Here is a 26,923-nt window from a genome sequence, read left to right as displayed (position 1 = left end):
AAAGCTATTTCTAAGCATAATTGAATTTTTAAAATATTTATTAAAATTAAGGTCCATAAATATTATTTGATTTATTTTTTAAGAATTTGATTCAAATAATATTTAAATTAGATAAACTTTTTAGAAAATAAACCTTAAAACTTGTTAAGGATAATTATATAAATTTATGATTCGAAGTACTAGAAAGTTTAAAAATCTATAAAGAGATTTGATTTTGCAGGTTTTTTATAGTCAAAAATTTCAGTCTATAATTTTATTTGTCTGCAATTCCTGAATTTCCGGAACTTATTGATTAGAATATTTTTAAGGTCAAGACCTTTAGAATAAAGGCCTACATCAAATATCATTCACGCTATTGATAATTTTAATGTAAGCAGAAGGCGTTTGTCCTATTACTTTTTTAAATGCCGTAGTAAAGGTATTTCTATTATTAAATCCACTTTCTGATGCAATTGCTTCAAGAGTTTGATTTTCATGATTATTGTTACTCAATAATTCGAGACAATATTTTACTCTGTAGGAGTTTATAAAGTCACTAAAATTCATTTTTTCAAATTTATTAATAACAGCAGATATATATTGAGCGGGAATACTAAGTTCTTGTGCTAACTGCTGTAAAGAATATTGTCTGTCTAAATACGATTTATTTAATGTAAAGTGGTTTTTAATTTTTATTGAAATTTCCCGCATCCTTACTTCTGATAAATACCTATAATTTTGAGGTTCTTTTTTGCTTTCATCTATTGAAAAAAGGGTAGAATTATATTCTGTTTCAGAGATAACAGCTTCATTATCTAAAAGTACAACACCTTTTATCCCATATAATATTTGAGGAAATAAGAAAAGAAAAACTGCTGTTAACCCAGTAAAGCCACCTATAAATAAAAAAACTGTAAGTTCATCATCTCCACCTCCAGGTTTTAAAATTTGTAATGACGGAAGGAAAAGAAAGACTTGTGACAGTAGAAAAATTGTCAGCCACTTTAACCAGATTCCATTTTCTTTTTTGAATTCTGAGTTTTTAACTTTGTAAAGTTTTATCAAAAGTATGGATTGTAATGCCCAATAGGTAAAAGCCAGAACATACTTAAAAATGATATAAAAGCCAGGTACAAAAAATCGACTTTCATAAAAAAATAAAACTATTTTACTCAATTGTTTAGAATGCATAAAAGCTATTTTTTCTGATCCGGATAGCCAAAAAAAAGGAAAATAGTCAATAATGTATATCAAAGCTGGTATAAGATGAATAAAGTCTAGTTTAGTTAATCTTCTATTGGTTACCACAGATCTAATATATAAATAAGAGGCAGGCATATACAAAAGGTGTGCAATTATGCCAGTTCTGTAAACATGTGGTAAATACTCAAGAAACCCAGTGTTGATGAGAAATAATATAAAACACGGATAGGATAATAATAAAAAAAATAAGGAAAGAAGAATATTGTATTTCTTTGTTTTTGGAGAATATCCAATTAATAAAATAGAAACTAATACACAAATAATAATTACTACCGCTACACAAGCTGAAAATATTGAAATCATACTGTATTGGTTTTAAATATTTTAATATGCTAAAACATAGTTTTTCAAATTTAATATTTTTTTTTAACCTCTGCCTAATTTTAGTTTGCCAATAATGATAAATATTGGCAAGGATTCAAATCTAGAAAATCGGAGTTAGAATGCTTTGATCTAATTTTGGTTAAGCAATAATTTTTTGTTTCATTTTATAAGATGCAACATCACAATGAAAAAAGATTAAAATTCTTGCATTAAATTTATTATTCCAAAACTCAGTTATACCTGCGAAAAGTAAATTTTACCTAAAAATGTAGATTATGAAATACTTTACAAAACTAAAATGCATCATGTTACTATTGGTAACGTTTAATCTATCTCACGCACAAGAAATTCTACCTTTTCCAACAACGCCATCTTCAAGTAAAGCGGGAGCAAGTATGGCAGAATCTGTTCACAAGCGGAGAGTTACAAAATCCCATCTTCCTACAGACGCACCAAATATTATTATTATTTTAATTGATGATGCAGGACCTGGTTTGTCAAATACTTTTGGAGGAGAGGTTAATACCCCGGCTTTGACAAAACTGGCCAATAAGGGGATTTCATATAATAGATTTCATTCCACAGCAATGTGTTCCCCAACTCGGGCATCCTTGCTTACGGGGCGAAACCATACCAGAGTAGGATCAGGACAAATTACAGAATGGGCAAATGATTGGGATGGTTTTAGCGGACTTATTCCTAAAACATCAGCTACTGTAGCGGAAGTTTTAAAAAATTATGGATATAGTACATCTGCTTTTGGTAAATGGCATAACTCTCCACCATTAGAAACTTCTAAGGTTGGACCATTTGACTTTTGGCCAACAGGATATGGTTTTGAATATTTCTATGGATTCTTGGCGGGTGAAACCTCTCAATACGAACCTACCTTAATTAAGAATACAACTTATGTTTCAGCTCCGAAAACCCCAGAGGAGGGATATCATCTTACTGATGATTTGGCTGATAATGCCATTCAATGGATGCACGATCAAAGATCGATAAATCCTAATAAACCTTTTTTCATGTATTGGGCTCCGGGAGCTGTTCATGGACCACATCAGGTAAACAGTAAATGGGCAGATAAATATAAAGGCAAATTTGATGATGGATGGGACGAATATAGAAAACGTGTCTTTAAAAGAGAAAAAGAACTCGGATGGATTCCAGAAAACACAAAATTGACAGAACGCCCATCAACAATGGCGGCTTGGAATGCTATACCAGAAAGCGAAAAACCTTTTCAAAGAAGGCTAATGGAAGTATATGCAGGATTTGCAGAACATACTGATTATAATGCCGGGCGAATTATAGATGAATTAGAAAAAATGGGTATCGCTGATAATACCCTAATTTTCTATATCTGGGGAGATAATGGCTCTAGCTCTGAAGGGCAAAATGGAACTATCAGTGAATTATTGGCACAAAATCAAATTCCGTCTAAAATCGAAGATCATTTACGAGTATTGAATGAGGAACTTGGAGGTCTAAATGCTTTAGGAAGTCCAAAAACAGATAATATGTATCACGCAGGGTGGGCTTGGGCTGGATCAACACCTTTTAAAGGAACAAAATTACTGGCTAGTTATTTTGGAGGTACACGTCAGCCAATGGTTGTTTCGTGGCCTAAAAAAATTAAAGCTGATAAGACACCTCACACGCAGTTTCATCACGTAAATGATATTGTACCAACTATTTATGAAGCTTTAAGTATACAAGCTCCAAAAAAGGTAAATGGGTACGATCAAGATCCTATAGATGGTGTAAGTATGGTCTATACCTTTAATGACGCAAAAGCAAAAGATCAAAAACATACTCAATTTTTTGATGTTATGGCAAGTCGTGGAATTTATCATGATGGCTGGTTTGCAAGCACTTTTGGACCAAGAGTTCCATGGATGACTCTAACTCCGGGAATAGATACATGGACTCCTGAAAAAGACGTTTGGGAATTATATAATATCAATGAAGATTTTAGCCAGGCAAATGATCTAGCAAAGAAAAATCCAGAAAAATTAAAAGAATTACAAACCCTATTCATGGAAGAATCTTTAGTTAATAAAAATATGCCGATAGGTGGTGGATTATACGTTTTATTGCATCCAGAAGCTATTGTTTCGAATCCTGCAACAGAATTTAATTATACAGGAAATATGACTAGACTGCCTGAATTTGATTCTCCAAGAATAGGATATAATTCTAATCATACAACAATTAAATTAGATGCTCCTAATGATGCAAATGGAGTTTTGTTTGCATTGGCTGGATATGCAGGAGGGCTAACATTGTATGTAGAGAATGGGATTTTAAATTATGAATATAATTTATTTGAAATACAGAGAACCAAATTGAAAACAAAATCTAAACTACCACAAGGAAAATCTACAATTGAAATTGTTTTTAAAAGAATACCAAATAAAGACAGCCCCAAGTTAAGTGGGGCAGAAGTTACTATTCTAGTAAATGGTAAAGAAGAAATAAAAGGAATTGTACCAACCATAATTAATGCCGGTTTTTCAGCAAATGAATGTTTTGACATAGGAACAGATCTAGGCTCCCCAGTTTCACAAGCCTATTACGATAAAGCTCCATTTAAATTTAATGGAACTATTGAAAGTGTGAATATAAAATATCTGAAATTATTTTAATCTAATGGCAACTTATTTTCTTAAAATTCTTTAAAGATGCTTCCTAAACAGGTTCATAATTGTAAAAACTCCAAAGTCATTTGATTTTGGAGTTTTTTGTTAATCACGGTATTTTTTTGATGAGTAATTTTACTTTTGCATCTTTATGCATTTTACTTTCTTCTGCTTTTTGTTAAAATAAATGTAACGGATCTTAATATATACAATAAACATAGTATTTGACAACGGTTTGAATTCAGAGTTGTCACCCCAACACTACATCTAAACCACTATAAAAATTAAGTTAAAACTGATTAAATAGTGACGAAAAGGCATAAAAAAACGCTAAATCTAAAAATTTAACGTTTTTTTAAGAGTGACCTCGACGACACAATTTCACGAACATTTTATGCAAGATTTAAAGAAATTGGCTTATTTTCAAGCTATTTTGTAAGATATTTATTTTAAGTTCTACTTCAGAAGCGGTTTGTATGTATCGTAGGGGTTGTATCGTGCTTGTACCTCAAATCATTTTCTTTTAGTTAATACGAGAATATTAATTTCTGGAGTTGTAATTAGCAAAATATTTTAAAACATTTATGTGTTTAGTGTTTCTTGTTTTAAGGGCAAAGATCTTGTGGTCTGCGTTCACTTTCAGGTATGAACTCAAAGAGGTTGACATGAAAATAAAATCGTCGGTTTTTTGAATTATAAATCAAGTAAACATTTATATTTTGTTTTTTTTAATTTAACTATCTTAACTTTTTGTAGCAAAAAAAGAGGAAGAAATAGTTACACCAATTTTATGCTTTCCAGAATTTTTCAATTAAAATAAAATTAGGAGATTGATTTCGTAAGACACCAATTTATTAGATTTGTAATTACCTAACAAAAGAGATCCGCAATGAGTAAAAAAGACATCACAACCAAAACATTATATGATTTATATATGGAATTAGGTGTATCGGTAGATATGCTTGATCCTAAAGCAGGTATTGCTGTGGTGAATTTAAATGATGTAGGTTTTGAATTGCCTTATAAATCACCGGCATTCAGGCCCAACTATTTTTCATTTGTATTTGTAAAAAAAGGTGCAGGACAATATACTATAGACGATCATAACTTTACGGCAGAACCAGGATCAATTTATTTTACCAATCCAAGCAATTACAGAACCTTTGAATGGAATGCAATAGAAGAAATTTATTTGATTTGTTTTGATGAAACCTTTTTAAAAGAAAATGTACATCAAGATGTATTTAATGAATTTTCATTTTTATTGACAGAAACCGTTCAGCCCAAAATCCTGAATATTGAGTTTTACAATCAAATCGAACAAATCTATCTACAAATCCATAAAGAATATTTAGGAACCTCCAGATACAAATACAGAATAATTGGCGGTTTGTTTGTTGTTCTTCTAATAAAGATAAAGGAATATTTTTGGGAGGATTACAATCCTATCTACGAAGGTAACAGGTCTTCGCAGATTGTAAAAGATTTTAAACGTACATTGGAGCAGCATTATCGCGATTTAGGTAGCGGTAAAACACAGACCGTTTTTAGAGTACAGGATTATGCCAATGCTCAAAATCTGCATCCTAATTATTTAAGTACCGTTATAAAAACCAAAACAGGCAAGCCAATAGCAACCTGGATTGCAGATAAAACTATATCAGAAGCTAAATCATTATTACAAAATTCAACAGCCTCCATAAAAGAAATTGCTTATCAGCTGGGTTTTTCAGAAGCCGCACATTTTAGTAATTACTTTAAAAAGCATACCGATACTTCTCCTGTACTTTATCGAAAAGAACAGACCACCAACTAAATAAAGTAAGCCTGCAAATTCAGATTTTGCAGGCTTTTTTATTATTTCCTTATCCATTTTCAGCAAAATGCTACCTGCAAATTCTAAATATTTAAAATTTGTATGTAATGCTTTATTCCTTGCAATAAGCAGCGCTTAGTACCGTCCTACATTTGCCATATCAAATTAGAACAACAATTTAATAATCATTTTAAAAAATTAAAATCATGAAAAAATTAAACAACAAAGTAGCGGTAATTACAGGTTCAGTTCGAGGATTAGGAAAAGCTATTGCAGAAAGATATGCTGCAATGGGGGCAGACATCGTAATCAATTATTCTAAAGATCATGCTTCGGCAGATGAAGTTTTAAGCACTATTAAAGCAATGGGTGTAAAAGCAATTGCAGTTCAGGCTGATGTAAGTAAATTGGCAGATTTAGAAAGATTATTTGCTGAGGCAAAAAAGGCTTTCGGAAAAATTGATATTGTAGTGGCCAATGCCGGAATTGAAATGGTTGAAGTTCCTGTAACTGAATTCACAGAAGAGCAATTCGACAAAGTATTTTCTATCAATACTAAAGGAACTTATTTCACACTTCAGCAGGCAGCGAAAAATATTGAAGATAACGGAAGAATTATTTACATCGCTTCGAGTACTACTTCTTTTCCTGTTCCGGGAATGGCTGTTTATGGAGGAAGTAAAACCACACCAAGATATCTGGTTGATATTTTATCTAAAGAAATAGGTCATAGAGGTGTAACGGTGAATTCTATTATTCCATTTGCCGTAGATCATTCAGGAATATTTGCTAAAGCAGACAGCTATCCGGAACTGAGAAAACAATTATTAGACAGCTGTCCGATGAGACGATTGGCAGAAGTGGAAGATGTTGCCAATGTAGCTGAGTTTTTCGCAAGTGATTTGTCTTCTTTTGTTAACGGACAACATTTACTTGTAAACGGTGGAGCTACAAACTAAAATAAGAACAATTATGAAAACAATACTAATTGGGCTGTTATTTACCTGTCTGGCTTGTGGGCAGCCTACAAATAAATCAGAGAAAGTGAATCTGGACAAAATAAAAAATCAAACTGTAAAGAAAGCTATTGAAGCTTTGCAAAATGCAGATGAAACGGCGTGGTTTTCATTATTTACTGAAGATGCCCAATTGTATGATGATGGAAATAGAAAGAACTTTAAAAGCTTTTTCAAAAAAGCAATTGGACACGAACGTTTTACGTCTATTGATAAAATTGAAAATAATTCGCTTTTGATTTACGGAGAATTTCACAGCGATCTTTGGGGAAATTTTCAAACCTACTTTAAGTTCGAAATCAATGAAGAGGGAAAAATCAAACGTTTGGATATTGGGCAAGCCGATTATTAAGCAATCATAACTGAATTAAAATCAATAAGAGAATAATAATAACTATTACGATTATGAAAAACAGAAACAAAGGCATCATTTTTATGCCGGATATCAGTGGATTTACTCGTTTTGTAAAAGAAACGGATATGGTTGTGGGTCAAAAAGTAATATCAAGATTACTTTCTTCGATTATTGACAGTAATGAATTGGGCTTCAAAATTGCCGAAATTGAAGGTGATGCCATTCTATTTTATCACTTCGGAAAACCATTTACCGTCGATAAAATACTCAAGCAGTTTGAGAAAATGTTAATGGCTTTTGAGCAGGAGTGTAAAATGATTTCTGAAGATTTTCCTAAAGCGAAAATACTTTCCCTAAAACTAGTGGTTCATTATGGCGAACTTTCAGGGTATGATCTTATGGGATTTCATAAACTATACGGCAGTACTGTAATAGAAGCGCATCGATTATTAAAAAATGACATTGTGCAGTCTTGTTATGTTTTACTTACGGATGCTTATGTAAAAGAAGCAGCTATTTGGCATAATCAAAAACGGTCATTATGGAACCAAAGAGAAGAACTTTGCCAAATCTACGATGATTTAGGAAGGATATGTTTTTCGTATTTATCCTTTGATCATTCAGAAATAAAGCAATTTGATTCGCCCAGAGAGGCAAAACGAAGCAATGCGAAGCAGGTATTTTCATATTCTGCATAAATAACAAAAAAATTTACTGGAGTACATTAAATCAAACCTTAAAAGCTTGATGAGCAATACTATTGCCTTAATGTAGCATAAAGTAATTGTATAAAAGAGAGAGTAAACAGAATAAAATCATCGCTTCTTAATTACCCTTTAAAATGTATAAGTAATCCTTTAGGATTTGCATTTTTAAAAAATTAATAACAACAATCTTTGTATCAACAAATTAAAACAATAATTAATAACAATAAAAAACATGTAATCATGAAAAATTTAAACAACAAAGTAATTTTAGTAACAGGGGCTTCTAGAGGAATTGGTGCAGCAGTAGCAAAAAACTTAGCAGAAAGAGGAGCAAAAATCATTGTTAATTATGCAGGAGGTCTTCAAGCAGCAGAAGAGACTGTCAATGCCATTATAAGCGCCGGTGGAGATGCAATTGCTGTTCAGGCAGACGTAAGTAAATCAGATGAGGTAAAAGCAATGTTTGACCAGTCGATTGCACACTATGGTAAAATTGATGTATTGGTGAACAATGCCGGTATCATGATTACCAAACTTATAAAAGATACCACAGACGAAGATTTTACAAGACAGTTTGATATCAACGTAAGAGGAACTTTTAATACCCTTAGACAAGCGGCAACACGTTTAGCAGACAACGGAAGTATTATCAATTTTTCAACTTCTGTAAACAGAATCATGCTGCCAACTTACAGTACTTATGTAGCAACAAAAGCAGCTGTAGAACAATTAACCAGAGTAATGGCAAAAGAAGTAGGGGCAAGAGGGATCAATATCAATTCAATTTCTCCTGGCCCAACAAATACAGCACTTTTTACAACCGGAAAACCACAAGAAGTTATCGACAGACTGGCATCTCTTTCTGCTTTTAACCGTCTTGGGGAACCTGAAGATATAGCACAAACAGTTGCATTTTTGGCAAGTGACGATGCAAAATGGATTACAGCTCAAAACATAGGCGTTAATGGAGGAATGGCCTAATTCAAAGAAACATTATATAAATAATAAGAATCATATAAATTAATTAAACTTTCAAAATATAAATATCATGAACAATTTACACCATAAAGTAGCAGTGATCACAGGATCAGCAAGAGGATTAGGAAAAGCAATCGCAGAGCGTTATGCGGCCTTGGGAGCAGATATCGTAATCAACTATTCAAGAGATAAAGCTTCAGCGGATGAAGTAGTGGAGAATATTAAAAAAATAGGATCCCGAGTTATTGCCGTTCAGGCAGATGTCAGTAAAGTGGATGATCTTGAAAGACTATTTGATGAAGCTAAAAAGGCATTTGGAAAAATAGACATTGTAGTGGCTAATGCAGGAATCGAACTGGTAGAAACTCCAGTGGTTGATTTTACGGAAGAGCAATTTGATAAAGTTTTTTCTATCAATACAAAAGGTACCTATTTTACAATGCAGCAGGCTGCCAAAAATATTACAGACAACGGACGTATTATTTATATCGCATCTAGTACTACTTCGTTTCCAGTTCCGGGAATGGCAGTTTATGGAGGAAGCAAAACTACGCCAAGATATTTGGTTGATATACTATCAAAAGAAATTGGCCATCGTGGTGTAACAGTTAATTCCATCATTCCTTTTGCAGTGGATCACTCCGGAATTTTTGCTGAAGCTGATAGTTATCCTGAACTGAGAAAACAATTATTGGACAGCTGTCCAATGGGTAGACTGGCACATGTAGATGATGTTGCCAATGCTGCGGAATTTTTCGCCAGCGATCTGTCATCATTTGTAAACGGACAGCATCTTTTGGTTAACGGAGGAGCAACAAATTAAAAACTAAAAATCTTAAGCCTGTATCTGATCACTAGGTACAGGCTTATAAAAATATAGCAACTATTAAATTTAAATATTATGAAAACATTTCAAACCGCTTTTCTTTTCGGGCTTTTCGGCGCAGTAGCAGTCTCTATTTCATTTGCAGCCCAGTGGCCTACATGGGTCATGTTCATAGCATGGGTTAGTTATTACATTTTTGGACGAAGTATTAAAAACTCAGCTAGTGCATTTCTTCAAATTATCCTTGGTATACTTATGGGAGCAATGATCCAGTTCACAGGTATTTTATTGAGCAGCTATTTAGGTGCATTTGGTCTACCTGTTTCCATTTTTATTTTCATAGGTTCGCTAGCCTATATTTCTAAAGTTGAAGTTCTAAGTAGTATTCCTGCATGGTTTTTAGGATTAATAGTCTTTTTTGGAATTCATCCCAAATTGGAGCCAGTCCCTCTTTTGGAATTAGGAGTTCCTTTATTATTCGGTTTTGTGTTTGCCTATCTAAATGATACAGCAGTACATAAAGTTCAGTCTAAAAAGGAAGTATTGAATACTCAAGTGAATTAAGTTATAAACATGTGGAAGAATAAGAACAAACTAGTAAAATAATTATATAATAAGGAAGTGTAGTCTTTTTGTATTTAAGAAAAGTATACGGGTTCAGTTGTAAATAAAAAAGCCTGCAATTTAGTTTTTTGCAGGCTTTTTTATTGTTGAATAATGGATAATATCAAAATATAGGTGAATTAAAATAATATTTAAAATTTGCAAACAAGTCTTAACTTTTTGTTGCAAAAAAAGGTATCCACTCCAAAATGTATTTGAAAAGATTTTGCCACAAAACTTTTTTATACTAAAATTTTCAGGTCAACTTTATAAAATTCTTTTGATTTAAGACTTAATTGTACTTCTTCAAATTGTATCTTAATTGTACCTCAAATCATTTTATTTTGCTAATAGCTGAAAACTTAATTTCTGGAAGTGTAATTAGCAAAATATTTCAAATCTAGTTGTGCTGGCAAATGAAACCGGTTCTGATGAGGAAATTAATTTTACTGCTCGTACGCCGTTTAATGCTAGAGTGATTTTGAAATATACTTTGTAAACTTTAAAAGAAGAATATTATAAAAAAATCAAAGCCTTAATTTTTTTTATGGTATATAATGATGCCACTAAGACTATTTTGTTACTTCTTTTTCACTTAAAAACTTTCTCACTGTAATACATGCCATTTCTTGCAGAAAGCTCAAGATATCTGCCGCTTCTTCTAGTGTTAAATTCATTCCTTCCTCATTAAGTATTTGTTGCACTTTTTGAGGCGTAATTTTACTTTTAAATTCTTTTTCACATTCCATTACTAAAATTTTGTTAAGACAAAGGTAGTGAATTTGTTCTAGTGTATTGATTTTTAGTATTTTATGAGCGGTTTGGATCTAGTCAAGTTGACCTTACTGGATTTACAAACCGTTCATTTTTATAAGTTGAAGAGGGTTAAATTCCGCAAAAAAGGCATAAAAAAAACGCTAAAACTGATGTTTTAACGTTTTTTTAAGAGTGACGTTTAGTTCACAATTTACAAACCATTTTATGAATGATTTAAAGAAATTGGCTTATTTTCAAGTGAATTTGTAGGATAATTATTTTGATTTTTTATTAGGAAGCGGTTTGTATGTATCGTATGGGTTAAATGTTAAAAATGTTAAAACGTGAATAATTTCTGGAATTAGTATTATTTTTTTGTGGCAGTTATTGGATAAAATCCAACACGATCATGTTATGATTTTAATACAAAAGTTAGATTGTAAATAATATACTGATGTAAGACCTTTATACTTATAATTTCTAAAAGAGCATATGGCAGCATTATCTCTAACAACAAAGCAGTCCTATTATTTATTAAACTTCCCTGATCTTGTCACGGTGGTTTTTACCCCATTCAATCATTTCGGAGATCATATTGTGCAGCGTATCGCAATACACAGAAGCTGTATACTCAACGGTCGGAGGTGAGTCATCATAGACCCTGCGCAAAATGAGCTTGTTTAGTTCCAGTTCTTTAAGTTCCTTTGACAGTACTTTGCTTGTGATGCCGTTCACACTCCTCTGTATGTCACGGAATCGGCTGTTACCTTGGTGCACAGCTGTCAATATGGGGAGTTTCCATTTCCCGCTTATCACGTATAGGGCATCCTGCAAATGCTTGATCTGCTGTGCATTTTCTGAATTATCTTTTTGTATATCTGGCATCCTTTAGGTAACTGGTATCTTTTGTAAACCAATTACGGCGTAAATTTACAAAAAAATTAAATTATAAAAATATGAAAGATAAATCATTAATACTGGTAGCTGGCGCGGCAGGTACTCAGGGAGGAGCAGTGATTGAAGCATTATTAGCTAAAAATATAGCGGTGAGGGCTATTGTACGAAATAAAAACAGTGAAGCTGCAAAAGCACTCGCTGCAAGGAATGTTGAATTAGCTGAAGCGACGTTCGATGATTTAGAAAGTCTGACTGAAGCCGCTAAAGGTGCAAGAGGCGTATTCTCGATGCAGATGGGGTCCCATCCTGGAAATAAGGGAGAGGAAACTAGACATGCAAAAAATCTGGTTGCTGCAGCAAAAGCCGCTGGGATTCAGCAGATAGTTCACACCTCTGTTGCCCGCGCGGGAGATCATCAAAACTTTGCGGACTGGGATAAAGGCAGATGGGAGCCGCTTTACTGGGAAGAGAAAGCTGCAGCTATAAACGCTGTTAAAGATGCCGGATTTAATTTCTGGACGATCATAAAACCACCGTTTATCATGGTGAATTTGCTTCCTCCTAAAAATGAATGGATGTTTCCTACTATTTCGGAGGGTAAAATAATGAGTCCAACTGCGCCAGATACAAAAATAGACTGGGTGTCTCCTGAAGATATTGGTCGTTTTGCAGCTGAGGCATTTGCAGAGCCTGACAAATTCAACAAGAAAGAATTCGCTATAGTAGGAGATTCACTTACAATGGGAGAGGTTGCAGATGCGCTTTCAAGCGTTACTGGTAAGCAATTTGAGGCCATTAGTATAACGGATGAGCAAGCCGCCGACAGCGGGTTGTTTAAATGGGGGACCGAAGCTTTTATCTGGCAGAATGTTGAAGGATATAAAGTTGACCCTCAAGAAGCAGCAGGTTTAGGAATTGAGCCTGAATCGCTAAAAACTTACTTGGAGAGGAATAAATCCCTTCTCCAGAGAGTATACAATAATCCAAAATAAATCCAATTATTAGGTGTAAAAATGTAGGTATAAAAGTTTTTTTGCATAGATTTTATTGCCCTGTGATTTGACAATTTTTAACTCATTTAGTTAAATTAAAAAATAATATTTTATTTTCTTATGTATTGCAGTTTTATAACAGCATAGAAATATTTCTAAAAAGTATAAGTATGTGAGGGCAATTTCAATAAATCGTAAAATTTCAGTTAACTGATATTTAGCTTTCAAAAAACAGGCTCCTAACGGATTATTGTTATACTGAATTTTTAATTACCCTAATTAGAAATAATGATTTTCTGAGTGATATTTGCACCATCGGCCGCTTTGAATATTGCGATGTATATCCCGGCACTTAACCCTGAAGTTGAAAAGCTAAAGTTTTGTTGGGTGCCTAAATTATCTTCTGAAATAACAGTCCTTCCAAGAATATCATAAAACCCAAATGATTTCATAATTTCATTATTTGGATTTGTGGCATTTAAAACCTGGTTTTTATTGTCCTGACTAATAAAAAAAATGCCTCTGACTGCATTATTTGTTGCCAACGTTGTATTATTAGTAAAGCTTATTTTAAATCGTTCTGTATCTTTTCCGGGTGCAACTACAACTTGATATGGGGTGTTTCTAATATCATGATAAGACCCATCAAGTGCATCGTATATATAAATTGGCTGTCTATCATCAAAACCGTCATTTTCAGAAATGTAAAATTTAAATTTTGTACTTACAGCTGCTTTTACAGAGAGTGGAATTTTTTTGAATAAATTGAAACTGAGTCCCTGAATTACGTAATCTCCGTCTTCAATCCAGAAACAAATGTCCTGAGGATAATCTCCATCCATATTTTTTACATCGAAATTACTATCGACACCGTCTGTTGCTTCATAAGCAAAAACTAATTTAAGCTCTCTTGTAAACTCATCGTTTATTATAGTATTGAGCTTAAAATAAGGAATTAGGGGAGGCGGGGGAGGCGGTCCATCATAATTGTCACCATTACCATTATAGATAGGTGTATTGGCACTAATATGTATTTGTGAAAAACATTGAAAAGAAAGCAAAACAGAGATTAATAGTAAAGTTTTTTTCATATTCTTTTGGTTTAAATTATAATACTATGGCGCATTTTAAATTTAAAGTCTATTTCTTTTTAAAATGATAACTATCAAATCCGATACCTCCTGTAAATAGTAAAAAAAGCATTGAGTCAATAGGAGCTTTAACTGATTCATCGGGTAAACCTGGGGAAGGTAGATTTGTTGAATGAGGTATTATTCGAATAAGAAAAATGAAATAGAAAGTTAGTTTTTTTCATTATTTTGATAACAGTTTATTACGCAAAAAAAAATTGACATTTTACAAAGCATTGATTTTAAAAGCTTATATACAAATTAACTAGAATGCCTTTTAATGTAAAAGGGAGAAGTAATAACTGACAGCTATACGGTATAACCGTTTAATGAAGGAAAACTATAATGCTGAAAATTATAAAAGGAGCAACAAAAACCAGCATACCTGATTTTCTGATTTAAATTTTAAGAATCAATATATTAATCCGTTATGGAAGTGGGGCACACTTAAAAACAACAGTTGTAGTAATTATTAAAATCACTGAGATAGTGCCAGCTTAGTGGTGAAGTATAAAATACTGATTTGGTTTGATTGAATTATTGGAAGTAATATTTAAAGTAATTATTCCTAAATAATTCGGTCAAGAAATTCTTTGGTAAGCGGTTTAACATGAAAAGAAACCACATTCTTATTATTGCTTGATCGTGCGATATCTTCATTATCTATTGTTGAGGATACGATGTAGGTTTTGCAATAATTTTTCAAGTTAGTTGATAATGTCTCATATGCTTCCAGAAATTCAAATCCAGACATTAAAGGCATGTAGATGTCTACAAAAATGATTTGAGGTAATTTCGAAATATTATCCTGATTCTCCTGCAAATATTTCATTGCTTCTTGTGCCTCCGTATAATGCAGCACATTTTTTCCAAAATTATTCTTAGTGATCATACGCGAGATAATATATAAATCTACGAGATTATCATCAATAATCATTACTGTTTCAAATTTTGAGTCTAGTTCTTTTGACATGGTTTCAAATTTTTTAGTGTGATATTAAATTTGGTTCCAGTCCCTTTTTCTGACTGTACCTCTATAGAGCCCTGCACTATTTCTACGGCATCTTTTACGATATATAAACCAATACCAGAGCCATCTTTGCCCGAAAGACGAAAAAACATTTCAAATATTTTTTTATGATACTCAGAATCAATTCCTATCCCGTTATCTTCTATTGAAAAATGGAGATTTTCATGATCTGAATATCCCAATATTTTTACAAATCTGTCAGCATTCTCTTTTTTATGGTATTTTATGGCATTGGAAATTAGATTTTTTAGAATGGTTGTAAATCGCAGCCTGTCTGTATAAAAAGGTTTTTGTTCTTGTATTTCAATTTCAAAACGAATTCCTTTTGCTTCTTTCATTCTTTGAAGCGAATCTACTATGTCAAGTATCATTTCTTTCAGCGAAATTTGTTCCACTTCAAGCCCTGTACGGTTATTTCGTGAATAACTTAAAATGTTTTTTATAAAGTCATCCAGACGATTGATACTGATCCGTATCAGTTCGGCATGTTTAAGCGTATCAATTTCCTTGCTTTCTGTTTCAATAAAAGAGATCAGACCAAGAATTGAAGTTAGGGGGGAACGCAGATCGTGTGATACACTGTATACAAATCGATCCAGTTCCGAATTGGTTTTGATGAGTTCCCGATTTCTTTTTTCCAGATTTGTTTCTGCTTTTTTACGATCAGAGATGTCATTAGAGAGAATCAATCTTGCTGCAGTTCCTTCATATACAATATTATGGGCAATAATTTCAACCGGAACAATAGTTCCATCTTTTTTTATATGATTCCATATTCCCCTGTTATAATTTGATTGATTAATATTTGAAGTATCACTCGATTTTATGAAATGGATTTTATCATCATTTGGACGTATGTCCAAAGCAGTCATAGAAAGGAATTCTTCACGGCTGTATCCGTATTGCAGAATTGCCATTTTATTTACATCCAGAAATTTAAAAGACACTAAATCTATAATCCACATTGGCATGGGATTGTTGTCAAAAAGATACCGGTATTTTTTTTCACTTTTTCTCAGTTCTTTTTGTGCCAATTTCATTTCTGTAATATCAGAAAGTACAATAACGGCTCCTGTTATGTCGCCATCAGTATTGTGAAACGGAACTGGATAAGGCAATACATTGCGTTTATCTCCATTAGGGCGTTCTATAATTATTTCCTTATTGTCCGTACAATTCCATGAATTATACCATACATCTTTTCCTAGTTCAGGCTCTTTGCCCCATAACGCAGCTGCAGCTTTATTATAAAGCACTATTCGTCCTTCAGCATCGCAAGAGTAGGTGGCAACTGGTAATTTATGGATTAGATCTTTATACATTTTTTCGCTTTCTTCAATTTTTTTTCGCGATAGAACCTGCTCTGTTACATCATTGCCAAAAATAAATATTCCGTCAATAGTATTATTAGCATCCCTTCGAGCCTGAAAAATAAAATTTAAGTAAACATCTTTTAGTTTTCCGTTGCTATAACGATCAAATGTTATGAGCATTTCATTAGCTGAAAAGCTTTCACCTGTTTGATATACATTATCTAGAATTTCAAAAATTCCCTGCGTTTCAAGTTCGGGTAAAACATCTTTGACGGCCTTCCCAATAATATCCTTCTTATCAATTAATTGCAGATAAAGTTCATTTGCCAATTCATAAACATGGTCGCGACCAGTTAAAATTCCCATATAGGAAGGTGCCTGCGAATATATATTAAAGAATTGCAGTCTTTCTATTTCAATTGCTTTTTCTATATTTTTTTTCTCCGTAATATCTCTGCCTATGCAATAGGATAATTTTTTAACATCATCCCGTACAGCAGACCATTGCAAATAAATAATGCTTGTATTTTTGTGTATGAACTTTTTTTCAAACATAGGTAAGTGTGTCTCGCTTCTAAAATCAATATTTTCATTTATAGGAATATTAGCATCCTCATGAAATATAAAATCACGGCATTTTTTACCAATTAATTCTTCAGGCGTATAGCCTAAAATACGTTCTGAAGCTTTATTTACCCATACAAATCTTCCCTCTTCATCACAAGAGCAAATTAGATCCATGGAAAAATCTAAAATTTTAGCAAGTTCATGTAACGGTTCTTCAAAATAATAAGGAGTATTATTATTTTTCTTTTTTGCCGCATCGTTTTCTGGAATATTATGGGTATTCATTTGCTAGTAATTATATTTAGCTTATATTATTTTAATCTTTAAGTTTTATAAATTTATTAAAATCATCTTGTCGTCTTTTGGCAACTGGTAAAACTGATCCATTCGAAAGTTCGCAGAAATACCCATCTTTTTTTGAAATTTTAACAATATGACGTAGATTGATAATATAGGAATGATGTATTCTAAAAAAATAATTGTCATCCAAAATTGCACTGTATTCACCCAGATTTCTGCTTGACATTATACTGGTTCCGTTGGGTAGAATAAAAACGGTATACTTTCCATCTGCCTTACAAAAAATAATTTCTGACATTGGTAAGAGTTCTATTTTTTCTAATGATGCAACGGCAACGTAGTCATTTTTTTGATTAACAGTGTTTGAAATATTTAAATTGTTAATTTTTTGATGCTGATAAGAGCGTTCCATTTCCCTTCTTTTAATTACTTTATAAATAGCCATTATTATGGAATTAAAATCAATTGGTTTCAGTAAAAAATCAACAGCATCATGTTTAAAGGCCTTAACAGCATAATCCTTGTTTGCTGATATAAACACAATTTTTGGAATGCTAAATTCTAATTGTTCAAGCATTTCAAAAAACAGATCATCCTTAAGATGAATATCTAAGAGGATAAGGTCTGGTTTTCTTTCTTTTATTAAAATCATTCCGTCTTTTATACCATCAGCGTTACCAATTATTTCCATAATCATAGCATTTTCTTCTTCAAATTTTTTTAAGATTTGAAAAGTCTCTTTTTCTTCAGATATGATTACGGCATTAATAGGAGTCATAGTTTTTTTTACTTTTATTTATCAATTCAAAAATTTAGTTCTGAAAATCAGATATTAATGCGTTGATTATTAATTGTTTATTGATATATGGAATATCATATTTTGAAAGATAAATTACAGGAACATTTAGTAATACTTTTATAATTTAGTTGTTAGATTTATCGAAAAGTAATAAATGAACCAATAAGAGTATAAGTGTTTAAATTGGCGGTTATTTGTGGATCGTTGCTGTTTTTAAACTATAAGACAGTTAACAAAAACGCCAAAATCTAATGGAACTATTGTGATTCTCAATCCTTCAATAGCGAGGATCCCTTTCTCTTCTAATGAAATTGAAGATGATAATTTAGATGTTTCTGTGTTGCCAATTTTACGTTACTAATGATATGACTGAAAAGATGGACCCTTTATTTTTCTGGCATTATTTAATTTCCGTTCTAGTTTAATTACTCTGTTTTATTTTTATGAAATAGAAATGTTTAAAATAAAGCTGATGCTTTTTTTGGAGTTCTATTTCTTTTGCAAAATAAGATACAGTTAGTGAGATAGTTATAGGATAAAATACTTCATTTATAGGACTATTGTCTCTTTAACAAAAATTTGTAGGTGGTGAAAAAAATAGTCCTAATTGTGATCAACTGGCCATTTGGCTGTGTTGACCGCGAGTTAATGTGAATATTATAGTTTCTGAAAATATTCTAAAGAAAACTATGGTCAACCGGTTTTTTTCTAAAAGCAACAACATTTTATCTATTAGCATGTTTAATTCTCCTTTGATTAATTGTAGATGAAATGATGTAACAGCTTGTATAGGTTTTTAAATCTTCGGGCAGTGAATTGTATTTATCTAATCTTTTTACCTAATCCCCAACTTTTGTATATGATCCTTATTTTTTAGTATTTTATGAATGGTTTGAATCCAGTCAAGTTGACCTTAGTGGATTTACAAGCCGATCATATTTATAAGTTAAAGTGGGTTAAATTCTAGAGAAAAGACACAAAAAAACGCTAAAACTTATGTTTTAACGTTTTTTTAAGAGTGACCCTTACTGAACAATTTACAAACCATTTTATGAACGATTTAAAGAAATTAGCTTATTTTCAAGTGAATTTGTAAGATAATTATTTTAAATTTTTACTTAGAATCGGTTTGTATGTATCGTAGGGGTTAAACGTTAAAAAATGTTAAAACCTATTTATATTTTAATTTATTAAGATATTATAGATTTTTATAAAATTCCCTAAAATAAAATTTGGTGGTATCTAATGAGAACGAGTTAGTTTTTAGTAAAATTATATAATAATTTGGAGAATATTCAAATCAAAATTTGGTTGGGATATTAGAGTTTTAAACCGCTTTAATCTAATTATTAGGAATTATGTGTATTTACTAAGGGATGAGGAGAGCAGGATTCGAACTTTAAGGTTGAAACCGCTGTATATTCCATTTTGATTTAGGTGTTGAACCTTTGTGCACCGATTCTACACCAAATCCAAGTTTTACTTTTTCAATATAAAATCATGTACAAAACTTAAAAATACTAAATATTTGCGATTAATAAATTAAAAGTTCTGATGTATAGTCACAGAAAAGCTATCTACTCCATTGTCAGAATGCGTACCGTGATGTCACAATTAATCAGTAAATAAATTTACTAGTTAAATGATTGACGAAATTCTAGAGGGGTAAAGCCGGTCTTTTTCTTAAATAATTTGCTAAATGACTGAGGATATTCAAAACCCAATTCATAGGCTATCTCACTAGCGGTCATATTTGTAGAAGTCAGAATTTCTTTTGCTTTTTCAATTAGTTTTTCATGAATATGCTGCTGTGTGCTTTGACCTGTAAGGCTCCTTAGCATATCAGCAAGATAATTAGCTGACATATTTAATTCGCTTGAAAAGTATTGAACCGAAGGTATCCCTTTTAAGGTAAGATTTTCACTTTGAAAATAATCAGATAACAGCTTTTCAAAGCTGATCAGCAGGTCGCTATTTGCCGCTTTACGTGTTATAAACTGTCGGTTATAAAATCGATTACAGTAGTTCAGCAGCATCTCAATTTGTGAAATCAGTATATCCTGACTGTAAATATCTATAGAAGAACTGTATTCTTTACGAATAGTGTTCATGACATCTTCTATAGTAATTGATTCTGTTTCGGATAGATGTAAAGCTTCATTTATTGCATATGAAAAAAAACCAAACTGAGAAATTTTCAATGAAAGTGGATATGTTCTTATGAAGTCGGGATGTATCAGCAGTGTCCAGCCCTGTAAATTTACATTGTCCGCCAGTTGAGAAACAATCACCTGATTAGGTCCATGAAACACCATTGCCCCTTCCTGAAAATCATAGAAATGCTGTCCGTATTTCATTGTGCCCTCATAATTTATCTTCCTGCTTATCGTGTAGAATTCATAGGTTTTATTTTTAAGTCTTTCGTCAGTTAAATTCTTAATATCTTCATGGTTGATCAAACTGATCAAGGGATGCTGTGGTTTTCCAATACCTAACAAGGTATGATATTCTGATATTGATTTTATATTATAGGGCTTTTCCGTTTTCATATTTGCACGTTATTTGATAAACATATTTTTTATATTGGGAACTTACTGTAAATCTGTAGATAATGATATTTCTTTGAAAGATTCAAATTCATTTAAATCACGTTCCCTTTTATCCATTATCATTTTAAAGCTGTCGGGACCTAAAATTAAATGAACGGGAGGGTTTTCCATATCTGCCAGATTCACTAATTCGGCAGCCAGTTTTTTTGGATCGCCGGGTTGTTTTCCTGCTCTTTCTGCATAACTCTTATATGTATTGGAACTCTGATATTCATCAATTGGGTCTTTAGCATAATTTAAAGAATCTTCACCTAAAAAATTGGTTCTGAAAGAACCGGGTAATACTACTGTAGGCTTGATGTTTAGATGTGCAGATTCCATAGCCAGTGCCTCTGTGAGACCAACTATTGCAAATTTGGAAGCAACATAACTTCCTATATTCGGACCGGCAATATATCCGGCAGCAGAAGCTATATTAATTATGCGGCCGGACTTGTGTCTTCTAAAGTGAGCCATTGAAGCCCTAATTACGTTTACGGTTCCGAATAAATTTACATCCAGGGCTGTCCTGAATTCGGCGTCTGTCAGTTCTTCCAGACTACCAATATATGAAAATCCTGCATTATTGACAGCGACATCTAAACCTCCGAAGTAGCTGATGGTTAGATCAATTGCCTGTTTGACATCATCACTATTGGTGATATCTAATTCAATAGGAAGGAAATGATGGTTTTGTATACCGACGTTTTTCTTTAACGAATCTAAACTTCTTGATGTTGCCGCAACTTTATGTCCTTTATCTAATAACAATTTGGTAAGCAGCAGTCCCATTCCTTTGGAAGCACCTGTTACAAACCATATTTTTTGATTGTTCATAGTTTTTTAATTATTTTTCAAAGTATTGATTCACTTTGACTGACTTCGATGTTGGTTGAAAAAGTTATGGGTTTCCATGTTTCAAATTCTTGATTTTCTGCCTGCCGTTTTTCACTTACAATTTGAAATGCATCCGGCCCCATTAAAAGATGTAAAGGAGGATTTTGCATGTTTGAGATTTCAATGAGTGCTTTGGCCATTTTTTCAGGGTCGCCGGTTTGCGAGCCATTCATATTCTTTAATCTTCTTACCAGTGTTTCAGTCTGGTATTCAGGTATGGGATTTTTACAGACCATGTCAGAACCCTTATTCAAAAAATCCGTTCTAAAAAATCCGGGGGCAACGACAGTTACTTTTACATTGAATATTGCAGCCTCTTCAGCCAATGCTTCCGAGAGACCGATTACGGCAAATTTTGAGGACGCATACGCCGGTGAATTACCAAAACCTTTGTAGCCTGCAATTGATGAAATATTAATCATATGCCCGGACTGTTGTTTCCTAAAATATGGCATAATATTTCTTATAACATTGACAGCTCCAAAGAAGTTAATATCCATCATTTGCCGAAACTCTAAATCCGTCATCGCCTCAACACTTCCGTATAAGGTGTAGCCGGCATTATTTACAGCCACATCAATATGGCCGAATGTATTTACCGCCTGGTCTACAGCATTTCTTACGCTATCATTATCCGCAAGATTTACGGTAAGAGCCAAAAGATTTTCACGCTGCCCTAACAGTAATTCTATTTCTTGCGCATTCCTTGACGTTGCCACAACTTTATTATTACCTGCCAGTAGAAGTTTAATTAAAGTCAGTCCCAGTCCTTTGGATGCGCCTGTGACAAACCATACTTTCTGATTTTCCATTCCGATTATTATTTCGTTCAATACACTTTAAAACCATAGGATTGTTCTTTACACAATCCTATGGGGAATCTTGCCTAGTATTTTTTAAAAAAATCATCAACCTTATCCATTGCAGGATCAAGGTATTTATCATTGTCATATAAGTCCATATGCGAGGCACCTTCGATATCCATCCATTCTTTTTCCCCTGCCGCCATTTCGTAAACTTCTCTATCCATGTCATGTGTAAAGGCTTCACTGCCCGCAATAACTAAAAAAGGTGTAGTAAAAAATTTTGCCTGGTTCATAAATACTCTTGAAGGATCAACAGGAAGGCCTATTGTGGGATAATTCGTAGTATAGTTTGGGCATTTATCTTGTCCTGCTCTAAGAAAATAATATCCATATGCGTCTTTCATTGCTTTAGAGGCTGTGTCTGGTGGAGGCAAAGGCATCCCGCCGAAAATAGGCGCCATCTCATATTCGCCCGTTTCATAATATTTCTGTTTTGCTTCTGCCGCAGTTTGCAGCATTTTATCAAGAATTTCCTTCGGGTAAGCACCAAACAAACTAGCTGCGGCATCAAAATTACCAACCAACGTCGCTACTGCTTTAATACGAGCATCCCCAATGGCAACATTGCAGATGTAAGGAGCTCCTGCGCAGGCTCCCAGACCATAAAATTTATCCCTGTCTACAAAAGTTAAAGTCCTTAAAAAACTTATTGCATCTGTAGTGTTTGGAACCATATTGTGAATGGATTCATAATTTCTGACTTCTCCCTCGCTGTCTCCAAAATTTTTGGGATCAAAGACAAAGAAAGCATAACCTTTTGCCGCAAGTTTATTTCCGTAGGTTGCACCTGTCTGCTCTTTTACCTGCGTACCAACACGAGTATATATAACTGTTGGATATTTCTTATTGGAATTAAAATCTTTAGGAAGATACAAGTCCCCCGCCAATTTATAACCTTGGCTCATGAAGTATAGTCTGTTTTTTCCTTCTTTCAGCTGTCCGTAATCAACAGCCAGGACATTTTGATGATTGCTCATTTTATTGCTTTTTAAATTATTATTTAGTTTATTTTGGGAAAATCCGGCAGTGGAGACAAACATGGCAATAATTACTTTTAGAGTATTATATTTCAAATTATTGCTCCGAAAAAATTGATTTATTTTGCGCATTTTTTATAGATTAATTCTTTCTTCTGTAATTATCATCATATGTTCCAAGTTACCTGATAATTATCCCTTCTAAATTATAATGCAAAATTGGGAAATATGAACGGGCCGGCTGTATCCAAATCTCTTAGGATTGTGTTCATATACAGGAATTTACTCAAAATTTGTTGAGCAGCTTAGTTCTTTTAGCTTTTTTAGGTTTTCAATCTGGGATTCGTAATATTTAATGGCTCTATCATAAGAATCTGTACCCATGATTAAATGAAGCGGAGCATTATCTTTCCCTGCAGTATTAATTAATACCTTAACCAGTTTTTCAGGATCTCCTGGCTGATTACCGTTAAATTTATTCATCGCATCAACTAAATGCTGCGTGCCATAAACTTCAATAGTTTTTTGAGCTGTCGGGAACGCACCTAAGAAATTTGTTCTAAAAAGTCCTGGAGAAACAATAGTAACTTTTACATTAAATGGCCCGGTTTCCTTTGCTAAAGCTTCTGAGAAGCCTATAACAGCAGATTTAACAGCGTTGTAACTCCCAGCGCAAGCATCGGCTGAATAGCCGGCCGAAGATGCAAAATTGAAAAAATGCCCACTTTTTTGTTTGCGGAAGTAAGGCATTACGTTTCTGATTACGTTTTGATAGGCAATTATATTTACCCCAACAGAATCCTGAAATTCTTTTGCTGAAACTTCTTCTTGTGCGCCAAGAAGCATGTAGCCGGCATTGTTAACGGCAACATCAATTTTGCCGAATGTTTTTACAGTTTGCTCAATTGCTCTTTTCACTTCATCGTCGTTAGTTATATCCACCGTAATTGCAAGAAGATTAGCGTTCTTGCCAGTTTTTTCTTCAATACTGGCCTTGTTTCTGGAAGTTGCTGCAACTTTATCTCCTCGTTCCAACAATTGTTTTACTAATGTTAAACCAAAGCCATTAGAAGCACCTGTTATAAACCAGACTTTACTATTTGTTTCCATTTTTCTTTTTTTTAATGTTATATGTTTAATTGTTGCTTATAAATATCAAAATTATCTATAAAAGATATACATTTGATACTTGTATACAAAAGGATACTTAAATGGGCATTAGAGAAGAATTGAATTTCGAAGATAAAATCAAGTTTGTACAAGACACGCAATATGTTATTGGCGGTAAATGGAAACTGCCGATAATTATTTCTATTTATCATGGAAATAAGAGATTCAATGAAATTCTCTCTTCTATACCTAAAATAACAAACCGGGTCTTGTCAAAAGAATTAAGGCATCTGGAGGAAAACGAGCTGATTTCGCGAAAAGTCTATGATGATTATCCAGCACGAATTGAATACACGCTAACGGTATATTGTCACAGTTTAACCGAAGTACTGGAATCAATGGAGCAGTGGGGAAAGCAGCACAGGGGAAGAATGAAGATGAAATAATTTTAAATGCACTTGTCTGCTTCAAAAAAGATGAACTTCTTAAGAGGAAATACCCCCCTTCAAAAAAAAGACAGGAAATTACTTCCAAATACTTTAGCCGATTTAATTGACTTTAAAACAAATTATTAGCCAATCCTGATTATTCCACTAGAGTAAAAAAGCTAAACTTAAATACAATTTCAGACTATCATACTTTGTTTGGAATGGGTGATGTATGAGTTTATACTGATTATCCTTTTTTGAATTTTTGAAGATCAAAATCGAAAAAACACATCAGCAATTCTGGGCTATGCCAATTTTAACTTACTGATAAAAAAATTCTATAAAAATTTATTAAGATTGAATTATCTTTTCCCGATGTGATTTACCCCATTCTATCATCTTCAACATTAAATCACCATATTCTCTTGAATATTCTGTAAAGTGATATTCAAAGAAAAGCGTTTCGTCAGACATTACCCGGGTAATTAGTTTATTTTGTTCCAGTTCTTTCAAGTTTTTGGACAGCATTCTATGACTAAGTCCGGGAATGCTTTCTTCAATATCCTTAAACCTTATATTGCCACTGCAAATGGAATGAAGAATTGGCAGTTTCCATTTACCACCAATAACATAAATGGTATCTGCTAATGCTTTTGCAGCCTCTTGTTGATCTATTTTATCAGATTTTGCCATGTCTCATTTTAGTAACATCGATTATACTAAATGCAAAGTTAGGCTAATTGGAAATAACTTTGCACTCAAATAAAACACAAATAATCAATTACTCAATATATTATGAAAGCGATTGTACTGAAAGAGCAGGGTGGAGTTGAAAATTTTACTTTTGAGTCTGTTACTGTTCCAGCTATTAAAGACGATGAAGTATTAATAAAAGTAAAGGCTGTAAGTATAAATCCGGCTGATGCTATTGTTAGAGAAAATAAAAGCGTCAGTTGGATATTCGGCGAAGAGTCTCCATTGATTTTAGGCTGGGATGTTTCTGGCCAGATAGTTCAAATAGGAGCTAAAGTTACTGATATGCAAATTGGAGATGATGTTTTTGGAGTACTTAAACATCCATATATTGGTAGAACATATGCAGAATATGTTGCAGCACCGAACTCCCAATTGGCTATTAAACCAAAAAATAGTACTTATGAAGAGGCTGCAGCTGCTTCATTGGCAGCACTTACTGCTTTGCAACCAATCAATAAAGTAGGAATAAAAAAAAATGACCGTGTATTTATCACGGCAGCTGGAGGGGGAGTAGGTCATTTTGCTGTCCAGTTCGCTAAATACTTTGGTGCGCATGTGATTGCTTTAGCATCAGGTTCTAAAAAAGATTTCTTAATGAATTTGGGGGCTGATGAGTTCATTGATTACCAACTTGGTCCTTTTGAGAATATTATGAAAAAAGATATTGATCTGGCTATTGAGGCTGTGAAAAAAGATGGGCATATTATGAGAAGTATGGAAATAGTAAAGCCAGGCGGAAGCCTAATTAGTCTCTGGTCAAATATAACACAAGAGGAAAATCTGAAAGCAAAATCCTTATATATTAATGCATTTTATAATATGGTATCATTTAATGGACAAGATATGAAATTCGTTGCAAAACTTTTAGAAGAAGGAAAATTAGTTCCCCATATAGCAAAGGTTTTTTCATGGAGGGATATAGCAAAAGCACATTTTGAAATTGAAAAAGGACACACACAAGGGAAGATTGTCATTGTAATGGATTAATATCTTATACCATTTCCAAAT

24 protein-coding genes are annotated in these 26,923 nt (G+C 33.0%); 11 read left to right on the top strand and 13 right to left on the bottom strand.

The window, feature by feature from the left end:
• Positions 1-336 precede the first annotated feature (336 nt).
• The gene (locus tag GQ47_RS01665) at positions 337-1,545 is read right to left on the bottom strand and encodes a helix-turn-helix domain-containing protein (RefSeq protein ID WP_081909296.1); all 1,209 of its coding nucleotides are present in this window, start codon (positions 1,543-1,545) and stop codon (positions 337-339) included.
• 296 nt (positions 1,546-1,841) lie between these two features.
• Here GQ47_RS01665 and GQ47_RS01660 point away from each other — a divergent pair, with 296 nt between their 5' ends.
• From GQ47_RS01660 to GQ47_RS01625, 8 genes are all read left to right on the top strand, one after another.
• Complete coding sequence (locus tag GQ47_RS01660) at positions 1,842-4,214, top strand: arylsulfatase (RefSeq protein WP_035644059.1); 2,373 nt, start codon at positions 1,842-1,844, stop codon at positions 4,212-4,214.
• 883 nt (positions 4,215-5,097) lie between these two features.
• Positions 5,098-6,024 (top strand): AraC family transcriptional regulator, encoded by a 927-nt coding sequence (locus GQ47_RS01655; RefSeq protein WP_035644057.1) that lies wholly within the window; start codon positions 5,098-5,100, stop codon positions 6,022-6,024.
• Between the two features lie 206 nt (positions 6,025-6,230).
• Positions 6,231-6,983 carry an SDR family oxidoreductase gene (locus GQ47_RS01650; protein WP_035644055.1) on the top strand — a complete coding sequence of 251 codons (753 nt, stop codon included), beginning with the start codon at positions 6,231-6,233 and terminating at the stop codon, positions 6,981-6,983.
• Positions 6,984-6,996: 13 nt separating this feature from the next.
• Positions 6,997-7,392 (top strand): hypothetical protein, encoded by a 396-nt coding sequence (locus GQ47_RS01645; RefSeq protein ID WP_035644053.1) that lies wholly within the window; start codon positions 6,997-6,999, stop codon positions 7,390-7,392.
• Between the two features lie 53 nt (positions 7,393-7,445).
• Entirely contained in the window at positions 7,446-8,093 is a 648-nt protein-coding gene (locus GQ47_RS01640; RefSeq protein WP_051951277.1) for a DUF2652 domain-containing protein, read from the top strand.
• Positions 8,094-8,342: 249 nt separating this feature from the next.
• Entirely contained in the window at positions 8,343-9,083 is a 741-nt protein-coding gene (locus tag GQ47_RS01635) for an SDR family oxidoreductase (protein WP_035645069.1), read from the top strand.
• A gap of 67 nt (positions 9,084-9,150) precedes the next feature.
• Positions 9,151-9,903: a glucose 1-dehydrogenase gene (locus GQ47_RS01630; RefSeq protein WP_035644051.1), complete on the top strand. Its 753-nt coding sequence runs from the start codon at positions 9,151-9,153 to the stop codon at positions 9,901-9,903.
• Between the two features lie 78 nt (positions 9,904-9,981).
• On the top strand, positions 9,982-10,470 hold the full coding sequence (locus GQ47_RS01625) for a DUF1097 domain-containing protein (protein ID WP_035644049.1): 489 nt from the start codon (positions 9,982-9,984) through the stop codon (positions 10,468-10,470).
• A gap of 611 nt (positions 10,471-11,081) precedes the next feature.
• Here the strand turns inward: GQ47_RS01625 and GQ47_RS23565 are convergent.
• Positions 11,082-11,258 (bottom strand): dynein light chain family protein, encoded by a 177-nt coding sequence (locus GQ47_RS23565; RefSeq protein ID WP_193745201.1) that lies wholly within the window; start codon positions 11,256-11,258, stop codon positions 11,082-11,084.
• Positions 11,259-11,799: 541 nt separating this feature from the next.
• On the bottom strand, positions 11,800-12,150 hold the full coding sequence (locus GQ47_RS01620) for a winged helix-turn-helix transcriptional regulator (protein WP_035644047.1): 351 nt from the start codon (positions 12,148-12,150) through the stop codon (positions 11,800-11,802).
• Positions 12,151-12,221: 71 nt separating this feature from the next.
• On the opposite strand from GQ47_RS01620, the gene GQ47_RS01615 reads away from it, so the two are divergent.
• Entirely contained in the window at positions 12,222-13,154 is a 933-nt protein-coding gene (locus GQ47_RS01615; RefSeq protein ID WP_051951275.1) for an NmrA/HSCARG family protein, read from the top strand.
• 275 nt (positions 13,155-13,429) lie between these two features.
• Here GQ47_RS01615 and GQ47_RS01610 read toward each other — a convergent pair whose 3' ends face one another.
• The 9 genes from GQ47_RS01610 to GQ47_RS01570 form a co-directional block, all read right to left on the bottom strand.
• Positions 13,430-14,245, bottom strand: coding sequence for a T9SS type A sorting domain-containing protein (locus GQ47_RS01610; protein WP_051951273.1), 816 nt, complete (start codon positions 14,243-14,245; stop codon positions 13,430-13,432).
• 607 nt (positions 14,246-14,852) lie between these two features.
• Positions 14,853-15,257, bottom strand: a complete 405-nt coding sequence (locus GQ47_RS01605; protein ID WP_035644045.1) for a response regulator — start codon at positions 15,255-15,257, stop codon at positions 14,853-14,855.
• Positions 15,242-17,479, bottom strand: a complete 2,238-nt coding sequence (locus GQ47_RS22750) for a PAS domain-containing sensor histidine kinase (protein WP_051951271.1) — start codon at positions 17,477-17,479, stop codon at positions 15,242-15,244. The genes GQ47_RS01605 and GQ47_RS22750 overlap by 16 nt, the downstream gene beginning before the upstream one ends.
• A gap of 31 nt (positions 17,480-17,510) precedes the next feature.
• Entirely contained in the window at positions 17,511-18,272 is a 762-nt protein-coding gene (locus GQ47_RS01595) for a LytR/AlgR family response regulator transcription factor (RefSeq protein WP_035644043.1), read from the bottom strand.
• A 1,655-nt stretch (positions 18,273-19,927) separates the two neighbouring features.
• Complete coding sequence (locus GQ47_RS01590; RefSeq protein ID WP_035644041.1) at positions 19,928-20,842, bottom strand: helix-turn-helix domain-containing protein; 915 nt, start codon at positions 20,840-20,842, stop codon at positions 19,928-19,930.
• 42 nt (positions 20,843-20,884) lie between these two features.
• The gene (locus GQ47_RS01585) at positions 20,885-21,718 is read right to left on the bottom strand and encodes an SDR family NAD(P)-dependent oxidoreductase (protein ID WP_035644039.1); all 834 of its coding nucleotides are present in this window, start codon (positions 21,716-21,718) and stop codon (positions 20,885-20,887) included.
• 17 nt (positions 21,719-21,735) lie between these two features.
• Positions 21,736-22,590 (bottom strand): SDR family NAD(P)-dependent oxidoreductase, encoded by an 855-nt coding sequence (locus GQ47_RS01580; RefSeq protein WP_035644037.1) that lies wholly within the window; start codon positions 22,588-22,590, stop codon positions 21,736-21,738.
• Positions 22,591-22,664: 74 nt separating this feature from the next.
• Positions 22,665-23,684, bottom strand: coding sequence for an alpha/beta hydrolase (locus GQ47_RS01575; RefSeq protein ID WP_035644035.1), 1,020 nt, complete (start codon positions 23,682-23,684; stop codon positions 22,665-22,667).
• Between the two features lie 219 nt (positions 23,685-23,903).
• Positions 23,904-24,731, bottom strand: a complete 828-nt coding sequence (locus GQ47_RS01570; protein ID WP_035644033.1) for an SDR family oxidoreductase — start codon at positions 24,729-24,731, stop codon at positions 23,904-23,906.
• A gap of 101 nt (positions 24,732-24,832) precedes the next feature.
• On the opposite strand from GQ47_RS01570, the gene GQ47_RS01565 reads away from it, so the two are divergent.
• Positions 24,833-25,177: a winged helix-turn-helix transcriptional regulator gene (locus tag GQ47_RS01565; protein WP_035644031.1), complete on the top strand. Its 345-nt coding sequence runs from the start codon at positions 24,833-24,835 to the stop codon at positions 25,175-25,177.
• A 333-nt stretch (positions 25,178-25,510) separates the two neighbouring features.
• Here the strand turns inward: GQ47_RS01565 and GQ47_RS01560 are convergent, their stop codons facing one another.
• Positions 25,511-25,852, bottom strand: coding sequence for a winged helix-turn-helix transcriptional regulator (locus GQ47_RS01560; protein ID WP_035644029.1), 342 nt, complete (start codon positions 25,850-25,852; stop codon positions 25,511-25,513).
• 102 nt (positions 25,853-25,954) lie between these two features.
• On the opposite strand from GQ47_RS01560, the gene GQ47_RS01555 reads away from it, so the two are divergent.
• Positions 25,955-26,902: an NADP-dependent oxidoreductase gene (locus GQ47_RS01555; RefSeq protein ID WP_035644027.1), complete on the top strand. Its 948-nt coding sequence runs from the start codon at positions 25,955-25,957 to the stop codon at positions 26,900-26,902.
• The last annotated feature ends 21 nt before the right edge of the window (positions 26,903-26,923 follow it).

It is taken from the genome of Flavobacterium sp. ASV13, from assembly GCF_000745775.1.
Lineage (GTDB): Bacteria > Bacteroidota > Bacteroidia > Flavobacteriales > Flavobacteriaceae > Flavobacterium.
The sequence above is the reverse complement of the archived record's forward strand: the minus strand, read 5'-3'. Positions and strand labels throughout refer to the sequence as shown.

Excerpts from the sequence above, each read along its gene's own strand:
- GQ47_RS01665 (WP_081909296.1), bottom strand. The coding sequence starts at position 1,545 with ATGATTTCAATATTTTCAGCTTGTGTAGCGGTAGTAATTATTATTTGT.
- GQ47_RS01660 (WP_035644059.1), top strand. The coding sequence starts at position 1,842 with ATGAAATACTTTACAAAACTAAAATGCATCATGTTACTATTGGTAACG.
- GQ47_RS01655 (WP_035644057.1), top strand. The coding sequence starts at position 5,098 with ATGAGTAAAAAAGACATCACAACCAAAACATTATATGATTTATATATG.
- GQ47_RS01650 (WP_035644055.1), top strand. The coding sequence starts at position 6,231 with ATGAAAAAATTAAACAACAAAGTAGCGGTAATTACAGGTTCAGTTCGA.
- GQ47_RS01645 (WP_035644053.1), top strand. The coding sequence starts at position 6,997 with ATGAAAACAATACTAATTGGGCTGTTATTTACCTGTCTGGCTTGTGGG.
- GQ47_RS01640 (WP_051951277.1), top strand. The coding sequence starts at position 7,446 with ATGAAAAACAGAAACAAAGGCATCATTTTTATGCCGGATATCAGTGGA.
- GQ47_RS01635 (WP_035645069.1), top strand. The coding sequence starts at position 8,343 with ATGAAAAATTTAAACAACAAAGTAATTTTAGTAACAGGGGCTTCTAGA.
- GQ47_RS01630 (WP_035644051.1), top strand. The coding sequence starts at position 9,151 with ATGAACAATTTACACCATAAAGTAGCAGTGATCACAGGATCAGCAAGA.
- GQ47_RS01625 (WP_035644049.1), top strand. The coding sequence starts at position 9,982 with ATGAAAACATTTCAAACCGCTTTTCTTTTCGGGCTTTTCGGCGCAGTA.
- GQ47_RS23565 (WP_193745201.1), bottom strand. The coding sequence starts at position 11,258 with ATGGAATGTGAAAAAGAATTTAAAAGTAAAATTACGCCTCAAAAAGTG.
- GQ47_RS01620 (WP_035644047.1), bottom strand. The coding sequence starts at position 12,150 with ATGCCAGATATACAAAAAGATAATTCAGAAAATGCACAGCAGATCAAG.
- GQ47_RS01615 (WP_051951275.1), top strand. The coding sequence starts at position 12,222 with ATGAAAGATAAATCATTAATACTGGTAGCTGGCGCGGCAGGTACTCAG.
- GQ47_RS01610 (WP_051951273.1), bottom strand. The coding sequence starts at position 14,245 with ATGAAAAAAACTTTACTATTAATCTCTGTTTTGCTTTCTTTTCAATGT.
- GQ47_RS01605 (WP_035644045.1), bottom strand. The coding sequence starts at position 15,257 with ATGTCAAAAGAACTAGACTCAAAATTTGAAACAGTAATGATTATTGAT.
- GQ47_RS22750 (WP_051951271.1), bottom strand. The coding sequence starts at position 17,479 with ATGAATACCCATAATATTCCAGAAAACGATGCGGCAAAAAAGAAAAAT.
- GQ47_RS01595 (WP_035644043.1), bottom strand. The coding sequence starts at position 18,272 with ATGACTCCTATTAATGCCGTAATCATATCTGAAGAAAAAGAGACTTTT.
- GQ47_RS01590 (WP_035644041.1), bottom strand. The coding sequence starts at position 20,842 with ATGAAAACGGAAAAGCCCTATAATATAAAATCAATATCAGAATATCAT.
- GQ47_RS01585 (WP_035644039.1), bottom strand. The coding sequence starts at position 21,718 with ATGAACAATCAAAAAATATGGTTTGTAACAGGTGCTTCCAAAGGAATG.
- GQ47_RS01580 (WP_035644037.1), bottom strand. The coding sequence starts at position 22,590 with ATGGAAAATCAGAAAGTATGGTTTGTCACAGGCGCATCCAAAGGACTG.
- GQ47_RS01575 (WP_035644035.1), bottom strand. The coding sequence starts at position 23,684 with ATGTTTGTCTCCACTGCCGGATTTTCCCAAAATAAACTAAATAATAAT.
- GQ47_RS01570 (WP_035644033.1), bottom strand. The coding sequence starts at position 24,731 with ATGGAAACAAATAGTAAAGTCTGGTTTATAACAGGTGCTTCTAATGGC.
- GQ47_RS01565 (WP_035644031.1), top strand. The coding sequence starts at position 24,833 with ATGGGCATTAGAGAAGAATTGAATTTCGAAGATAAAATCAAGTTTGTA.
- GQ47_RS01560 (WP_035644029.1), bottom strand. The coding sequence starts at position 25,852 with ATGGCAAAATCTGATAAAATAGATCAACAAGAGGCTGCAAAAGCATTA.
- GQ47_RS01555 (WP_035644027.1), top strand. The coding sequence starts at position 25,955 with ATGAAAGCGATTGTACTGAAAGAGCAGGGTGGAGTTGAAAATTTTACT.